Below are 15596 nucleotides of genomic sequence, written 5' to 3' on the forward strand. Positions count from 1 at the left end.
GCGGGACGGTGAGCAGAGAGGGGGTGGACTCGCCTCTCACGCTTCGCCGGGAGATCCGAAGCTGACTGCCATGCAGTTCGGCGCGGTGGCACGGGAGTTGGTCAGAGTGCGGTGCATGGCTGGGCGACCAGCGATGGGCGTTGGCCAGGGGCAAGGTCGTGACCGGTCGGCGTTTCCATCTGGCCTGCTCGATCGTCGGGGTGCGGCGGCTGCCGAAGCGACACGGGATGGTCCTGGCAGGCCCCCTGGCGCCGGGCTCTGAAGCGGGACGAGGATGCGATACAGCTGTGGAAGAAGGGTGTGTGGCCGCTGGTGGAAGCGGCGCGGCGGCGCTCAGGGCTCGACGAGGCGATCGCCCGACAGCAGTGTGCCGGCCTGCTTGACGTGCCGCAGTACAGGTGAGACCTCCATACTCTGCAGGCCGGCCAGGGACCCGATGCGATCCGAAGTGAATTCGAATAGCTCGTCGAGGTCTCGGCAGTGTGCGACCGCGTGGATGTTGTAGGGCCCGGAAACGGCCGCGGCGAAGGCGATCTCGGGCTCCTGCGCAAGCGTGCGTCCGACATTCTTCACCGCCGACGGATGCACGCGCAGCCACAGGTTCGCCCGAGCGTGATAGCCCAAAGCGGCTGCGGCGATCTCGACGTCGATGTGGACGACGCGGCGCAGGAGCAAGGCGTGAAGGCGGCGTGAAACACGCCCCGGAGTGGAGTCCGCCGCTGCGGCGAGGTCGACGAGACTGGCGCGACCGTCCGCAGCAAGAACGTCGAGGATCTTCTCGTCCTCAGCGGTGAGGTGCACGGGTTCGCGAGTGACGACCGGGGATTCAGTGAAAGGGCAACCGTCGCTCCCGAGCATGGTTTCCTGCTCCGGGGACAGCACGCCTTGCAGGGCGGCCCAATAGTGGCCGCGGCCTCCCATGAACTGACGCAGCATGGCGAAGGCGTTGATGTCGAGCACCGCCGCGGTGCGCGGAAGTCGTCGACCGAGCAGCTCTTCGCGCTGTTCTCGAGTCCGTGACTGAGTCGCGCAGGTGATTTCGTAGCCCGCTGCGCTCAGGGCTACCCAGTTGACATCGTCCCGCCTGGCGAGTGCGTCGGCGATCGCTGCGACGCTGCCGGGGCGGCAGCGGATTCGCACCAGCCACCTGCTCTGTGCCAGAGCCCCCGGGTTGACCACGCCGGCGACGCGGATGACCCCTTCGGCTCGCATGCGCCGATACCGGCGGTTGACGGCGCGTTCGGTGAGGCCGAGCGCGACCGCTATCGAGGCGAAAGAGGCTCGCGGAGCGATCTGCAGTGCACGAATGATTCGCACGTCATCGGGCTGAACATCGACGGACTCGGACATTGATGCGCCTGTCATGGGGGAAATCCTACAAACAAGCCCCCTCGACTCGCCCCGGCGACAGCACGGCGGACAGACTTTCCACGCACAGATGAAGAGCCACCGCAGCACCACCGACCGACGCCGCCCCGGGGTCTCGGTGACGGACGCACGAAGTGAACTCACCACGCAAAGAATCACGTGAAGAACGGAGATGACGCCGGATGTCATCGACTGTCACAGGCCAGCACACGCCAACCGCTCTCATCATCGGGGCCTCACGCGGCCTCGGCCACGCGATGGCGGCCGAATTCCTCGGCAGGAGTTGGAACGTTATCGGCACCGTCCGCGACGCCGGCGCCCGAACGCCCCTGCACGGTCTCGCAGACCGAGCCGACGGGCGCGTCACCATCGAGCATCTCGACATCAACGAGCCCAACCACCTGGCGCCGCTGCACGAGCGTCTCGCGCAACGCCGGCTCGACCTGCTCTTCGTCAACGCAGGCACCACGAACAATGAGCAGACACCGATCGGCGCGGTTCCGACAGCTGATTTCGTCGAGGTGATGATCACCAACGCTCTCAGCCCCATGCGCGTCATCGAAGCGCTCGAAGACCTCGTATCCCCCACCGGACTCATCGGAGCCATGTCGTCCGGGCAAGGCAGCATCACGAACAACACGACCGCAGGCCGCGAGGTCTACCGCGGAAGCAAAGCGGCCCTGAACATGTTCATGCGCAGCTTCGCGACCCGGCAGGCCGAGACACAGCGCGCCTTCGTCCTCATGGCACCAGGCTGGATTCGCACCGCACTCGGGGGGCCGGACGCGCCGTTCACCATCGAGGAAAGCGTCCCACTGTTGGTCGACGTCCTGCTGTCCAAGCTCGGCACGCCCGGTCTGGCGTATCTGGACCGCTCGGGCCAGATAGTGCCTTGGTAAGCCCTGCCAACCGACCATTGGGGACGGCCTGACGACCATCGGAGGCCGTCGGCGGCCCTGTCACTCGAAATGCCCCGACCCTCCTCGCTACTCGTCCCCTCATCTCGCCTGACGTGACCGGCTCCGCAGAAGACCGCAAGGACGAGGACTATGCCTCTCATCGCTATCGAAGAACACTGGATCATGCCGGACTCGACGTCCGCCCTTCTCGACGAAACCCTTGTCTTCAACAAGATGGGCGACCATCAGGAACGTCTGGAGGACCTCGGAGCCGGCCGCATCGCAGCCATGGACGCTCAGGGCATCGACATGTCGATCCTCGCCCTGACGCCGCCGGGAGCCCAGCAGCTGCTGCCCAAGGAGGCCCTGGCGCTGAGCCGTGCCGCGAACGACGCGGCCGCGGCGGCCGTCGCCCGGAATCCGGACCGTTTTCGATCGTTGTCCACGCTGCCCATGTCGTCACCAAAGGACGTTGCGGGCGAGCTTGAAAGAGCCGCGGCCATGGGTCACGTAGGCACCATGGTCTACGGCCGGTCAGGAGACCTGTTCCTCGACGACCTCGCCTACGACGGCTTCTTCTCCGCCGCGTCGGAACTCGGCCAGCCAGTGTTCATCCACCCCCAACTGCCCTCGACTGCAGTCCGGGACGCCTCCTATCGCGGATTCGACCCCATGACGGATCTCGCCCTCGCCACATTCGGGTGGGGGTGGCACATGGACGCCGGAACAGCGGCACTGCGGCTGATCCTGCGAGGTACGTTCGACCGTCACCCCGACCTTCAGGTCGTGCTCGGCCACTGGGGGGAGATGCTGCTGTTCTGGCTGGACCGAGCCGACAGCCTTTCCCACATCGCCGGCCTGCAGCGATCAGTAGCGGACTGCATCCGGTCGAATTTCTCTATCACCACCTCCGGCATGCTCAACCCGGCACACCTGCAGCATGCCCTGTCCGTCACCGCCGTCGATCGATTGATTTTCTCCACCGACTACCCCTTCCAACGGCCAACCAGAGAAGAAATCGATTCCTTCCTGCACCACTTCGCAACAGACGCGGAACGTCAACAGTTCTCCTCGGCCAACGCGGCATCCTTGTACGGCATCGACCTCAAGACCTCGATCTCGCCTGAGAACACCGCAGAAGGAGATGCAGGGGCGTCGCCAACTCCTTCGCGGAAGCCGTAATACGAGCTCTGCCGGGTCAGCAGTCCTGATTTTCGGCGCCCGTAGCTCGGCGCTCTGCTACACCGGTGAATTCCCCGCGCGAATCATGCAGCGGACGCTCGTGCGGGCCCCGGCCAGGCCGTCCGGAGCTTCGACGGCCTCAGTTGCGCGGGGTGGCGCGCAGGTGCAGGCCGGTGGTTGCGAGGCCTCCGAAGGTGGTGACTTGGTAGCTGGGTTGGGGTCCGGGCGGTTCGCTCAGGTGGTAGCGGTGGGCGGTGTGTGCGGTCAGGAGGGTGAGCATCGTCATGGCCAGAGCGGCTCCCTCGCAGCCGTGGGGCCCGGTTCCGAAGGAGAGGAAGGCCCCGGGTTTCGTCGGCGAGCCCGGGTCTTCGAGCCAGCGCTCGGGCTGGAATTGGTCGGGCTCGCGGTGTTCGCGTGCGTCGCGGTGGGCGGTGTAGGGGCAGACGAGAACGGTGGATCCGGCGTCGATGGTGTAGTCGGCGAGCTGAGTCGGTCGCGTGGCGCGCCGGACCAGTAGCCAGCTCGGGGGGTGTAGTCGGAGCACTTCGCGTACCAGTGCCTGGGTGTAGTGCAGACTGTCGAGGTGGGTGCTGGTCGTGGTGGCGGGGTCTGTGGGGAGCAGGGCTGCTTCGGCGGCCACGCGGTCGGCTGCCTGGGGGTGCCGGGCCAGGTCGAGCAGGATCCAACCGGCTGCCCGGGAAGGTGTCTCGAAGGTGGCGACGGTGATCCCGGGAAGGGTGTCCAGGACGGCCTCTTCCGACAGGAGGCCGTAGCGGGAGGAGGGCTGGAGCATCTGCCCCAGCATGTCGTCACCGAGCCGGCCCGATGAACGGCGCCGGCGGACGATGGGCCGCAACGCGTCGGTGAAGGCGACTTGCTGCCGTGTGCGGAAGTGCCGTGCCGGTGTGGGGATCCAGCGCGGCCATACCCACCGCGAGGGGCGTTCGAGCACCTCCCGGGCCCAGAAGAGCCGTGAGGCAAAGGGCAGCAGGGTGGCAGCGTCTTGGGAGAAGAGGTAGCGCACGCCGATCTCCGCCAGGGCGTCCCGCACCAGCGGCACAACCTCCACGTCCTGGCCTGTCGGCCACCGGTCGGCAAAACGAGCGGCCCCGGGCGCAATCTCACCGATCCGCGCCGCAACCGCCTGCGGGCGCAGACCACGCATACGGGCGGCGTGCGCATGCGCACGCTCTTCACGCGTCGGCGCGACAGACCGCTTCAACGGCGGGAAGAGAGCCGAGGACGCCTGACGGAAATCCTGCCCGCGCCGCAGAACCTCTTCACACGGCCCGGCCGTAGCGGTCACATAGACACCCGGCTCCAGCTGCCAGACCTCCCCGCACTCCTCAGCACCACGGCGCGCCCATGCCAGCCGGTCGCGGCTCCACGCCGCGAAGCTGCCTCCGGGCAACCGCGGCGGCTCATTCGTCCGGCCCATGAGATCGTCCCGACTCTCCTACCCGGCCAGGCCGATATCGTCGGCAGCGTGGCAGGGAGTAGTCGGCAGGCACCCGAGGGCGCCCGCCGACAGTCGAATCACACCCGGTCATCCCCGGTGTACGCATCCCATCCGACCCCGTACGCACCGTAGTGGCGGGTGAAGGACAGCTTGCCGAGCAGCTTGGCGATCATGATGCACTCCTCTCGCCTGTCTGGGCTTTCCCAGTCGAGGGTTCAGCAAAGAAGTTCCGGCAGTACCAAATGCCACACCTCCCATTTTGCCGCATACGCCCATATCTGGTATACGCGAACGGGGTGGTCTTGGATTGCTGCCCACTCAGCTCGGTGGCTACCGAACGTGCACGGGCGGAGTGGAGCGGGTGACCGAAGCGGCCGGCGTACGTGTCTTCCCGGCGCCGTACCAGGTGATGAAGGCGCCGATGAATACCGCTCCGGCGACCATGGACAGAATTCCGTACGGCGGTCCCAGCCTTCCTCTCGGTAGCCCGGCGGTCCAACGGTGCGGGACAGCGCAAAGCCGAGAACCATGCCGCTGCTGACTACTACGCCCAGCAGCCAGGCCGGTACGGGGTTCCGCCGCGCGACACCCGCGGCAACGAAGAGCAGGGCGCCACCGCCGACGGCGAACAGAACTCCTGTGCACGCCACCTCCTTGAGACGTTCAGGGACGATGAGGAGATGAGCCACCGTGCCGAGGAGCGCGCTGACGGCCGCGGTTCCCTCAGCGAGACATCAGCCAGGCGAGCAGACATCGCGGCCGCCTGGAGCTCGCCAGGACAGTTCCGTCCGAGGTACGTAACGCACCCGGTGAATGGTTCATGATCGTCAGCCCCGGAGTGTTCGCCCCCGCAAGCCGACTGGCGTCGGCCGTCGGGGCTGCTGCACGGTTCCCACTGCGGAGGCGTTCCGGGGCCGGGAGCCGGGGCCGGGCGAGGAGTACAGACGCACGGAACGCTGCCGAAACGCGACGCCAATGCCACGAGAAGGGCGTCAAGGAGCAGAGGAGGCAAGGAGGTTCAGTCGCTGCCGCATGGGAGGCGCCCTTGAGGCCGTGAGGCAGGCGGGAGTTGACGACAGGGGCCAGCCAGCTGCCCGCGTCCACCGATCCTGGAGAATCCGGCCGCGCCACTTGCCGCAGGAAGCTGTGCGACGAGCCCCTGCTTCCGGGCCCGTCCCACGGCAACCGATCGATCGGTCTAATTGCCCGCCTTGCCCGTCCGCCTGCAGACTCACCGCATCCCTGCCATGCCGCCGGTACCCATGCTCACACCGGCCGCACCGGAGCCGGCGCTGACACCGCCGGCGCCCAGGCTCGCACTCGCCGCACCGGAGCCGGCTGTAATGCCTCCGGCGCCCAGGCTGGCACCGGCTGCACCGGATCCAGCGGTGATGCCGCTGGGCGACACGTTGACTTGCCTGGGGGTGAGGCTGCCGAGCGAGGACGGGGAGGTGAGGTTCATCGGGGTCCCCGGCTCGTTGATCGAGACGCGGGTCGGGTTGGTGCTGACCGGGACCTTTGCAGGAGTGAGCGGGACTGTCCCGCGGGCCGGTGCGTTGATCGCGTGCACTATGTGCGGTGTGCGGAATTCGCGCTTGAAGAAAAATGGCTTGGCGAAGAAATCGTAGTGCCTCCGGAAGTCGCAACTCACGAACTTCTTGATGATGATGACCTTGCGATCCTTCTTGACGACGACGGCCTTGACGACACGGAAGTCCCTGCAATGGCGCGAATCGTTCACAACGATCACGATGACTTTCTGGTGCGGGTGACCGTAGGACGTGGTCGCGCTGGCAGGACCAGCAAGGGTGACGCCGGCGGTGCTGGCGATGGCGGTGGCCATTAGGGTGGCGGCACCGCGCCGAAGTACTGGCGCGTTCATTGGTGGCCTCCTGTAATGCGCCATATGCTGCAACCTCTGCACACCCTTACGTACGGTCCGCCCCGGCCAAGGGATTTCCTGGCGCCTATGGAAGACCGCGCCCCCCTTTTCGCTCGGTGTCACCGCCCCATCCACAGGCCGCGTCGCCCACGCACCGAGCGCCTGGGAACGGCCCTGGATCACCGCCCCGCGCAGCGAAGGACCGCGCCGTACTCACCGTCCCTGGCCCGACTGCTGCCGCAGGAGCTGCGCCGAGTACGTCTGGTCACTCCGGGGACACTGCTGCGCTGGCATCGTCGCCTGATCGCCCAGGGATGGGCCTGTCCCCACCGCCGAGTGGATCACCCAGCAGGCACGGAAATCTCCTCGCCAACCTCGGCAGCCGGATCGGATCCTTCCGGCACCTGATCAGGGACCGGGATGCGAAGTTCACGCCTGCCGTCGACGCCGTCTTCACCACCGAAGACAGAGAAGTGGTGAAGATCCCGCTGCGGCTACCCGCAGCAAATTGCCACGCCGAGCGGTTCATGCGCAGCGTCCGCGAAGAGTGCACCGACCGACTCCTGATCTACGGGCAGCACCATGCCGTCACCGTCCTGGAGGCAGACGTCCGGCACCCCAACACCCACCGGCCGCACCAGGGCCGCGATCACCTCCCGCCCGACCACGACCCGGCCACCGTGATTCCGCTGGATACCGCGATCAAGCGGCACCAAGTCCTCGGCGGACTGATCAACGAGTACCACCGAGCGGCATGAAACGCGTAATCACCCCAGCTCATAGGCTAGATACGGGTTTTGGCACGGTACAGGTGCAGAGCTTGGGGCAAGCAAGTCAAGCAGGGCCTTCTGCGAGGGCTCAGTCCGTCGAGCCGCGTCCGCACATCGCCGGTGCGAGAAGAGGGCGGCCGTCCCAGCACCAGTGGCTTCTGGGGCGGCCGCATGTTCGGGCAACACACTCCAGTCGTTTCAGACCAGCACGGGCGGTCGCGGATCCTACAGCGGATCCGCGGCACCCCCTCGCAGTTCCGTCAGCGGTTGTCGTGGAGTTCCTGGTGCATCTGCGGCTGGTCGTCCTGGTCGTGGGTGAGGGCGTAGCGTTCGACGTCGTTGAACGCCTTGGACGCGGCGCCGAGGATCTCCTTGTAGGGGTTGACGCCGACGGTGTCCTTGGCGGCGCCTCCGAGGAGGCCGCCGCCGATGCCGCTGAGGACGTCGTGGCCGGCGGCGAGCGGCTTACCGGCCAGGTCGAGGACACTGCGTGGGAGGCCCGCCATGTCGGCATACTTGTCGGTCAGCGCCACGCGAACCATGGCCACGTAGGCGTCGTGCGCCCCCGGCGGCAGGAACTTCCGGTAGAAGTCGACGGCTTGCTTGGTCATGAAGACTCCGTCGTCGGTCTTCTGCCACTCGGTGTCCCGCTGGGAGTTCCACAGCCGCTCGACCTCGTCGGCGTCCTTGGGCAGCAGCCACTTCTCCGGGGTGCCGAGGTAGTGGTTGACGTAGTGCCAGGCGCAGATGAAGCCGTGAGCGTCGTCGCGGGAGACATCGATGCCGAGGTGTTTCATTGCCTGGAGGATCTGGGTGCTGAAGACGAAGGAGGCGCCGGTGGTGTACTTCTGCGAGACCGGCTCGCCCCACTTCTCGTAGTCCCACTCGCCGCTCTTCTTGTGTAGCTGCCGGACCGAGGCGTGGACCAGGCGGACCTTGGTGACGGTCGCGGCCAGCGACCCGTCCCGCAGCGCGCCCTTGTTGCCCATGTCCAGGAAGAGGCGGGAGGACTGCGACAGCCGCCGGCCGGGGCCTTCCACACCGCCGAGGCGGCCGGTCGAGCGGAGGGTGAAGGCGCCGGTGGGGGAAAGGTAGGTGCCGATGAGACCGACGGTGCCCTGGAGCATGGACGCCTCGCCGTGGTGATGGGCAAAGAAACCCTCAGCGGCCTTGACGTCTTGCTGGCTCCAGCCTGGCGGCTCGGCCGCGGCCGTGTCCAGGAACTCGCGCAACCGCTGCGGCAGGTGCGAGTTGTCCTGGCCCGGCTTCAGCGTCCCGATCGTGCGGAACAAACCGTTGATGCCATCGACCTCCTTGTTGTCGATCAGGTCGGACACCAAGGCATCGGCAAGTGGGTCACCTGCCTTGTTCGCTGCTTCCAACTCCGTCGCGACCGTTTCAACCGTCAAAGCCACCGTGTAAAGCTCCGTTCATCGTGGTCAAGGGAATACGCCTCAGACAGGCGTAGCTCGATCTCGACGCCAGCCGGCTCCGACCACCGCAGGGCCCGGGGTGCACGGCTCACGCACAGCCGTACAAAAACCGCGCTTTGGGGCCTCACCAGAGGGCAGAGCAGTTCTGGGCAAGATCTCCGGCCGCAATCTTTCCCACGGACGAACTGACCGACGATCCCTCAATCGAGGTATCAGGGGGTACGCCCGCGCGCATCAGGGCGCACGCCCCGGAACTCGCGGCCCCGCCATGGCCGACGGGCGGGTGCAGAGTCGCGGCTTCCGGCCCTCGATTCCGAGGCCGGCATGCTGCGTGTCGAGGTCGTTGATGCGTGCGCAGGGCGTGCGCCCGCCGTGGGTACATGGCCCGGGGAGGTCGAGTCGGGGCGGGCCTGCTGCTGGTGGAGACGGCCGCCGACTCCTGTGGTGTCATGCCTGGCCCGGCGGCTGGCATGGCGGTGTGCTCAGGAACGGTGTCGCGGCCGTCGGCGTCGCGTGTGGACTCGCGGTGACCGGCGTAGCGGGAACCGGTGTGGCACAGGCTGCCACGCCGGCCTCCGTGTCGGTCAGCCACGGGATGAAGGCGGCGGACCAACTGTCCCTGCAGCAACTCCTCGCCGCGGCCGCGGACGAGGTCCACATGACGTTCCCGAACGCCACGCTCATGGTGGCCGACGGCAGCTCGCCCGGCGCCAAGACCCAGGACATGTCGCAGGTGACCGACTGGCGGCTCGTCTACAACATGCCAACCACAAGGCAGCTCCGCACCACCACAGTCACCAAGAGTGCAACACCGTCTTCGGCACCTCCTACCGCAGGCGGGTGATCTGAGCCGAGGCCCTGTTCCGATGTCCGGCACCGGCAACGACCACCCGGTCGAGACTCCCGCTCGACGAGCACCGCGCAAGTCCGCATAAAACAGAGGCGTCCCCGCCACAGCAGCCTTTCGGGGCGTCGCGCAAGCGGGCTCCCTGCAGGCTGACATCGTCCAGCCATGATTTGATCACGTCGGCGCCCTCCAGCGGGACGGCCGGAATGACTCAGGAGCCCGCGCGCCGCGCCAGGTCGGCCACCAGTTTCACCACGCTCCCCGCGCCGTCCTCCTTCGCCATCCGCCGAGCGGACGCCGCTGCCCGCTTGCGGTAGGACGGCTGTGCGACGGCCTGCCGGATCGCCCCGGCGAGCCGCTCCGCGGTGAGCTCGCCGAACGGGATCGGCTCGACCGCCACCCCGATCGCCGCCAGCCGCCCGGCCCAGAACGGCTGATCCGCCGTCACAGGCACAGGAACGGACGGCACTCCGGCCCGGAGCCCCGCCGCCGCCGTCCCGGCACCCGCGTGGTGGACGACGGCCGCCATCCTCGGGAACAGCGCGGCATGCCCGATCGACCCCACCGTCAGCACGTCGTCCGAGTCGGCGGCCAACCCGGCCCATCCGCTCTGGAGCACGCCCCGCAGCCCCGCCGACCGCAGCGCCTCCACCGCGATCCGGCTCAGCCGCTCACCCTGTCCGGAGCCCATGCTCCCGAAGCCGATGAACACCGGCGCAGTACCGGCCGCCAGGAATTCCTCCACCTCCCTGGGAAGAGCTTCCGGCCCGGCGGGCCACCAGTTGCCCACCACCTCCAGCCCTGGCCGCCAGTCCACTGGGCGCCCCACCACCGCGGCGCTGAACCCGTGGAGCACGGGCCACTGCTCCCGTTCCAGCCTGCGGCGCATCGCTTGGCCGGAAAGCGGTGGCAGACCGAGCCGCCTCCGCAACTCCCGTACGGCGTCGCGGTGGATCCGATCCACCACCCCGAGCGCGACCCGCCCCGCCGCCCGGTTCCCCCACCGGCCGAGCGAGCGGGCGCCCCCGACCACCGGCGCGAACTCCCCGGTGGGCTCCACCGGTTGCAGATACACCCCGACGCTCGCCGCCCCCACGGCCTCCGCCACATGCCAGCCCAGCGGCGCGGTCGTGGTGGAGAGCAGCAACACATCCACCTGCGGATCGGCCACCTCGGTGATCCCTCGCCCCAGCTCCCCGACGAACGCCTTCGCCTTGCGGATCAGCCCGCCCTTCCCTTGCGCCGCCGCCCCGTCCGCCCGCGGATCCCCCGGGAGCGGCCGGTACTCCAGTCCGCACTGCTCCACCATTGAGGCATAACTCCTGTGCGTCGCCAGCGCGACCTCGTGCCCTGTCCCTGACAGCCGTACGCCGAGCCCGGTGTACGGCGCCACGTCGCCGTGGGAACCCGCCGCGGTGATCAGAATGCGCATCCCTCAGCCCTCCACCGTGCGCTCGGCGTTGGCGTGGACCGCGCCGTGCAGGAAGTGCGCCAGGCCGGGCAGTTGCTCGGACGGCGGGACGAGCATCGCGAAGGCCCGGGGATCGGCCAGGTAATGGTCCGCGATCCTGCGGTGCGCATCCGGCGGGCACGGGGTGAACCACCGCTCGACATGGGCCCGGTGCTGCTCGGCCAGGTCCATCGCCCGCTCGCCGTCGGTCGGTTGGCCGTCCTCGAATGCGGCGATCAGCTCCCGCCGCCAGGCCGCCAACTCGGCCATCAGCCGCCGCCAGTCCTCCTTGGTGTGCTTGGCCGCCCGGGCCATCGACTCCCGATGCCCCGCGCTGTCACCCCACTTGAGCTGGGCGTCGGTCGCATAGCTGAGGTCCCAATCGACCGCGCCGAAGATGTCGAACCGCTCCTCGGGGGTCAGCCGGACCCCGGTCCGCTCCACCTCGATGGCCCGCTCGGCTACCTCGACCAGCTTCTGCAGCTTCGTGATCTGCTCCTTGAGCTGCCCGTGGCGCTCGCTGAGGCGGTCGAGCGCACTTGCCCGCGGATCCGCCAGGATGCCGGGGATCTCCTCGAGCGGGAAGCCGAGCTCCCGGTAGAAGAGGATCTGCTGAAGTCTGGCCAGGTCGGCGTCGTTGTAGAGCCGGTACCCGGCCGTGCTGCGCTCGCTTGGTGACAGCAACCCCGCCCGGTCGTAGTAGTGCAGCGTGCGCACGGTTACCCCGGCGAATCCGGCGACCTGTCCCACGGAGTAGCTCATGCCCTGCTCAGCCATGCCCGATCTCCCTCCCGATCGCCTCCATGCTGAAGCCTGACGTGAGGAGAGGGTCAAGCCGGGACCGGGTCAGAACCGCGAGGAGCCCTGGGCACGGCGAATGGGTGAGCGGGCCCCGGCGACGCGCGGCAGGCCGCGACTGGAGTACTACTGTAGTGCCGCATCAGGCAACGTTGGCCCTGTTCACGACCCCGCAAAGGCGTTCGTCGGCGGCGTGGTTGTTCCGCCGGACGAGGTAGCGGCGGGTCATACTGCTCTGCTCTTTGTGGCTGGCACGGGCGGTGCCGTCGAGTGTGGAGTAACGCAGGGCGGTGAACTGGGCCTCGATGCGGTTGAGCCAGGAGCTGGTGGTCGGCGTGTAGGCGAACTCGACGTTGCCGGCCGCGGCCCGGTCGCCGACCGCGGTGTCCTTCTGCGTGGTCAAGTGCGGAGAGAAAATGTCGAGCACGATGGCGATGCGGATCTCGGGAGGGTAGAGGCAGCATCTCGGCCCCGGCCGGTGCACGGTGGCAGGCATTGATGGGGCCACTGCTCCGGCACAGCACCGACGTTGTCGGCTTGATCCTCTCTGGGCGGCACGGCGTCCGCCGCGGCTGCGCCACTTCCCTTCTGCTGGCACCCGGGGTTCTCGCCCTGGGCAGCCCACTGGCCCTGGGCTGTTCCGCACTGAGCGGGAACGGTCGCTGTTGACGGGCGTTGCCGCGCATGCTGTAGCGAGGCTCCCCGGCCTTGCCTCCGGTCAGGTCGTCCTGCTGCTGGGACACCTCGCACACGGTACGGGATGGCCGATACCGCAGGGCGGCAGCATCCGTATTGCCCAGGCGCTGGCCGACGACATCACGGCACGCGGCGGTGCGATGCGCACCGGGTGTCACATTGCCGATCTGAGGGAACTGAGCCACGCGGGCGTAGCGTTGCTCGACACGAGCCCGAATGGATTCCTGCGGATTGCCGGCGGCCGGCTGCCCTTCCGCTGTCAGCGACGGCTCGCGCGCGTCCGCTACGGTCCCAGCGCCGCCAAGCCCGACTTCCTCGTATCCGTCCCGGTCCTCTGGAGCGACCCCGAGTTCGGCAAGGCGGGGAGTTCACCTCGGCGGCGCGCAGCACTCCCCGGAAACTCGAACAAACCCACCGGCAGCACACAGCACTCACGCCACACCGACCGCCCGCAACCACCAGCACAAGCCCCGAAGCTCACTTCTCAACCGCCACAGACCACGTCAGGCGCCTCCTGACCGGGCCTGTCCGACCCTGACCCATCGGACAGGCCCCAGAAGCCTTCCGCTCACCGGTCGGGCGGGTTGCCTGATCGAACCGGGTTCCGGATCGGGTGGACGGGCGGCGTCCGTACGTGACGGGGCCGCGCCTTTCGCCGCGTCAGCCCAGCAGCCCGGCCAGCACCGCCGTGGTCGCGTTCAGCAACTGCTCGGAGGTCGGGCCGCCCGCGGCGGTGCGGGCCAGCAGGCCCTCGCGGGCGGCCAGGATGACCTCGGCGGCCTGCTCGGCGGAGGCCCCGGGCGGTACCAGTTCCGGCAGGACCCGCTCCAGCAGGGCCGCCAGCGCCGCCGTCACCGCGCGGTCGTGCACGGCGACCCGCTCGGCGAGTTCGGATGTACGGGCGGCCAACAGGCGGAACTCCAGGAAGAGCAGAATCCACCCGGTTTCGGCGGCCTCGACCCGCAGCAGGGCCTCGACCAGCCGCCGCGCCCGCTCCTCGGGCCCCAACTGCTCGGCCGCGGCCGCCAGGTGCTCCAGCTCGGTCATCCGCTCGGCCGCCTGTTCGTCGAAGAGCGCCAGCAGCAGGTCCTCCTTGGTGGCGAAGTTCGAGTAGAAGGCCCCGCGGGTGTAGCCGGCGGCGGTGCAGATGTCCTCGATGCTCGTCCGCGCATATCCCGCGGACAGGAACAACTCGCCCGCCGCCGACAGGATGCGGGCTCTGGTGTGGACGCGGCGCCGCGGGGGCCGGGGCGCGGAGGGGTCGACCGGGGAGGGATTCACGCCATCACGATACATGCTGTATTTAATATGGGTCGTATTGAAACGAGGTTGTGAGAGGACCACCGCCATGAGCCGACTGCTGATCACCGACGCCCACCTGCTCCACCCCGAGACCGGTAACCGAACCGACCCGGCCTGGATCGAGGTCGCCGACGGCCGGATCGCCGCCACCGGCACCGGCCGCCCGCCCGGCACCGCACAGGACGTACGGGTGCTCAACGCGGCCGGCGCCACCGTGCTGCCCGGCCTGATCGACGCCCACGTCCACCTGATGGTCACCTCCCTCGACCTCTCCGCCATCGCCTCCTGGACCCCCGGATACCTGACCGTCCGGGCTCTCGCGGAAGCCGAACGGATGCTGCGCCGCGGCTTCACCACCGTCCGCGACGTCGGCGGCGCCGACCACGGCATGGCCCGGGCCCTGGCCGAAGGGCTGGCGCTCGGCCCGCGGCTCGTCCACGGCGGAAAGGCGCTCTCCCAGACCGGCGGCCACGGCGACCTGCGCCCGCTCGGTGACGACTCGGTGCCCTGCTGCGAGAGCCGCCCCCACTTCGCCCGGATCGCGGACGGCGTCGACGCCGTCCGCGCGGCGGCCCGGGACGAGTTCCGCAAGGGCGCCGCCCATCTGAAGGTGCTGCTCTCCGGCGGCGTGGCCTCACCGCACGACGAGATCGCCGCCGTCCAGTACAGCGAGGAGGAGATACGCGCCGCCGTGGAGGAGGCGGAGAACCACAACCGGTACGTCACCGCGCACGCCTACCACCCGCGCGCCATCGATCGGGCCCTGCGGGCCGGCGTGCGCTGCGTCGAACACGGCAACCTGATCGACGACACGACCATCAACCTGCTGCTGGAGCGGGACGCCTTCCTGGTGCCCACCCTGGTCGCCTACGAGCAGACGGCGAAGCTCAGCCGGCAGTCCGGCCTGCCGGAGTCGTCCTACCGCAAGCTCACCCAGGTCCGCGACCACGGGCTGGCCGCCCTGGAGAAGGCCCATCGTGCGGGCGTCAACCTGGTCTACGGCAGTGACCTGCTCGGGCCGCTGCACTCGGCCCAGTTGGAGGAGTTCACCCTGCGCGCCGAGGTCCAGCCCGCTGCGGATGTGATCCGTTCCGCCACGAGCACGGCGGCCCGCCTGCTGCGGATGGAGGGCGAGATCGGCACCCTCGCACCAGGCGCGCACGCCGACCTGCTCGTCGTGGACGGCGACCCGCTGGCGGACCTGGCCGTCCTCACCCGTCCCGACCGGCACCTGCGGCACGTGGTCAAAGCCGGAGCCGTCCTCTGAGAAGGCTTCCGCGCACCGGCCGGTGGGCCTGAGCAGTCGGTTCCGGACCGGGCGTCCGTCTCCCGGTCGGCCTGGTCCTCGTAGCGGGCGGCACGCTGACCGTCGCGGGACTCCGGGCTGAGGACGTTCATCGGTTGCTCCCCGGTCCATTGGGCGGCCAGGGACGTGGTGGCGGGGCACCAGGACGGGACGGACACCCTCTTGTGCCCCCTCCCAGGCAGCCTCGCACGGCAGCGCCGGTAC

At 68.7% G+C, this 15596-nt stretch carries 13 protein-coding genes and 1 pseudogene; 6 read left to right on the top strand and 8 right to left on the bottom strand.

The genetic code is table 11. The features are described from left to right. The first annotated feature begins 177 nt into the window (after positions 1 to 177). Positions 178 to 402, top strand: coding sequence for a winged helix-turn-helix domain-containing protein (locus GR130_RS42005; RefSeq protein ID WP_159510140.1), 225 nt, complete (start codon positions 178 to 180; stop codon positions 400 to 402). Here the strand turns inward: GR130_RS42005 and GR130_RS22175 are convergent. After that, the gene (locus GR130_RS22175; protein WP_159506313.1) at positions 334 to 1365 is read right to left on the bottom strand and encodes an Lrp/AsnC family transcriptional regulator; all 1032 of its coding nucleotides are present in this window, start codon (positions 1363 to 1365) and stop codon (positions 334 to 336) included. The genes GR130_RS42005 and GR130_RS22175 overlap by 69 nt on opposite strands. A 185-nt stretch (positions 1366 to 1550) precedes the next feature. Here GR130_RS22175 and GR130_RS22180 point away from each other — a divergent pair, with 185 nt between their 5' ends. Next, positions 1551 to 2267 (top strand): SDR family NAD(P)-dependent oxidoreductase, encoded by a 717-nt coding sequence (locus GR130_RS22180; protein WP_159506314.1) that lies wholly within the window; start codon positions 1551 to 1553, stop codon positions 2265 to 2267. 150 nt (positions 2268 to 2417) lie between these two features. Continuing rightward, positions 2418 to 3449 (top strand): amidohydrolase family protein, encoded by a 1032-nt coding sequence (locus tag GR130_RS22185; protein ID WP_159506315.1) that lies wholly within the window; start codon positions 2418 to 2420, stop codon positions 3447 to 3449. A gap of 139 nt (positions 3450 to 3588) precedes the next feature. Here the strand turns inward: GR130_RS22185 and GR130_RS22190 are convergent, their stop codons facing one another. Then, positions 3589 to 4518, bottom strand: coding sequence for a cytochrome P450 (locus GR130_RS22190; RefSeq protein WP_236573351.1), 930 nt, complete (start codon positions 4516 to 4518; stop codon positions 3589 to 3591). Positions 4519 to 6139: 1621 nt separating this feature from the next. Then, the gene (locus GR130_RS22195; protein ID WP_159506317.1) at positions 6140 to 6790 is read right to left on the bottom strand and encodes a hypothetical protein; all 651 of its coding nucleotides are present in this window, start codon (positions 6788 to 6790) and stop codon (positions 6140 to 6142) included. A 314-nt stretch (positions 6791 to 7104) separates the two neighbouring features. On the opposite strand from GR130_RS22195, the gene GR130_RS22205 reads away from it, so the two are divergent. After that, on the top strand, positions 7105 to 7548 hold the full coding sequence (locus GR130_RS22205) for an integrase core domain-containing protein (protein ID WP_159506318.1): 444 nt from the start codon (positions 7105 to 7107) through the stop codon (positions 7546 to 7548). A gap of 272 nt (positions 7549 to 7820) precedes the next feature. On the opposite strand, the gene GR130_RS22210 is transcribed toward GR130_RS22205, so the two are convergent. Further along, positions 7821 to 8897, bottom strand: coding sequence for an oxygenase MpaB family protein (locus GR130_RS22210; RefSeq protein ID WP_236573359.1), 1077 nt, complete (start codon positions 8895 to 8897; stop codon positions 7821 to 7823). Between the two features lie 646 nt (positions 8898 to 9543). On the opposite strand from GR130_RS22210, the gene GR130_RS22215 reads away from it, so the two are divergent. Continuing rightward, positions 9544 to 9837 (top strand): hypothetical protein, encoded by a 294-nt coding sequence (locus GR130_RS22215; protein ID WP_201304965.1) that lies wholly within the window; start codon positions 9544 to 9546, stop codon positions 9835 to 9837. A 214-nt stretch (positions 9838 to 10051) separates the two neighbouring features. Here the strand turns inward: GR130_RS22215 and GR130_RS22220 are convergent, their stop codons facing one another. The 4 genes and pseudogenes from GR130_RS22220 to GR130_RS22235 all read right to left on the bottom strand — a co-directional run bounded on the left by GR130_RS22220 (position 10052) and on the right by GR130_RS22235 (position 14065). Then, positions 10052 to 11272 carry a glycosyltransferase gene (locus GR130_RS22220; RefSeq protein WP_159506319.1) on the bottom strand — a complete coding sequence of 407 codons (1221 nt, stop codon included), beginning with the start codon at positions 11270 to 11272 and terminating at the stop codon, positions 10052 to 10054. 3 nt (positions 11273 to 11275) lie between these two features. Next, positions 11276 to 12052 carry a MerR family transcriptional regulator gene (locus GR130_RS22225; RefSeq protein ID WP_159510142.1) on the bottom strand — a complete coding sequence of 259 codons (777 nt, stop codon included), beginning with the start codon at positions 12050 to 12052 and terminating at the stop codon, positions 11276 to 11278. A 178-nt stretch (positions 12053 to 12230) separates the two neighbouring features. Further along, positions 12231 to 12545 (bottom strand): annotated as a pseudogene (locus GR130_RS22230) (transposase); the annotation flags it as partial. 899 nt (positions 12546 to 13444) lie between these two features. Further along, positions 13445 to 14065 (bottom strand): TetR/AcrR family transcriptional regulator, encoded by a 621-nt coding sequence (locus GR130_RS22235; RefSeq protein ID WP_159506320.1) that lies wholly within the window; start codon positions 14063 to 14065, stop codon positions 13445 to 13447. Between the two features lie 67 nt (positions 14066 to 14132). Here GR130_RS22235 and GR130_RS22240 point away from each other — a divergent pair, with 67 nt between their 5' ends. Then, a complete protein-coding gene (locus GR130_RS22240) occupies positions 14133 to 15353 on the top strand; it encodes a metal-dependent hydrolase family protein (RefSeq protein WP_159506321.1) in 1221 nt (406 codons plus the stop codon). Positions 15354 to 15596: the final 243 nt, after the last annotated feature.

The organism is Streptomyces sp. GS7 (assembly GCF_009834125.1).
In the GTDB taxonomy this organism is placed as follows: Bacteria; Actinomycetota; Actinomycetes; order Streptomycetales; family Streptomycetaceae; genus Streptomyces.

Excerpts from the sequence above, each read along its gene's own strand:
- GR130_RS22175 (WP_159506313.1), bottom strand. The coding sequence starts at position 1,365 with ATGACAGGCGCATCAATGTCCGAGTCCGTCGATGTTCAGCCCGATGAC.
- GR130_RS22180 (WP_159506314.1), top strand. The coding sequence starts at position 1,551 with ATGTCATCGACTGTCACAGGCCAGCACACGCCAACCGCTCTCATCATC.
- GR130_RS22185 (WP_159506315.1), top strand. The coding sequence starts at position 2,418 with ATGCCTCTCATCGCTATCGAAGAACACTGGATCATGCCGGACTCGACG.
- GR130_RS22195 (WP_159506317.1), bottom strand. The coding sequence starts at position 6,790 with ATGAACGCGCCAGTACTTCGGCGCGGTGCCGCCACCCTAATGGCCACC.
- GR130_RS22205 (WP_159506318.1), top strand. The coding sequence starts at position 7,105 with ATGGGCCTGTCCCCACCGCCGAGTGGATCACCCAGCAGGCACGGAAAT.
- GR130_RS22220 (WP_159506319.1), bottom strand. The coding sequence starts at position 11,272 with ATGCGCATTCTGATCACCGCGGCGGGTTCCCACGGCGACGTGGCGCCG.
- GR130_RS22225 (WP_159510142.1), bottom strand. The coding sequence starts at position 12,052 with ATGAGCTACTCCGTGGGACAGGTCGCCGGATTCGCCGGGGTAACCGTG.
- GR130_RS22240 (WP_159506321.1), top strand. The coding sequence starts at position 14,133 with ATGAGCCGACTGCTGATCACCGACGCCCACCTGCTCCACCCCGAGACC.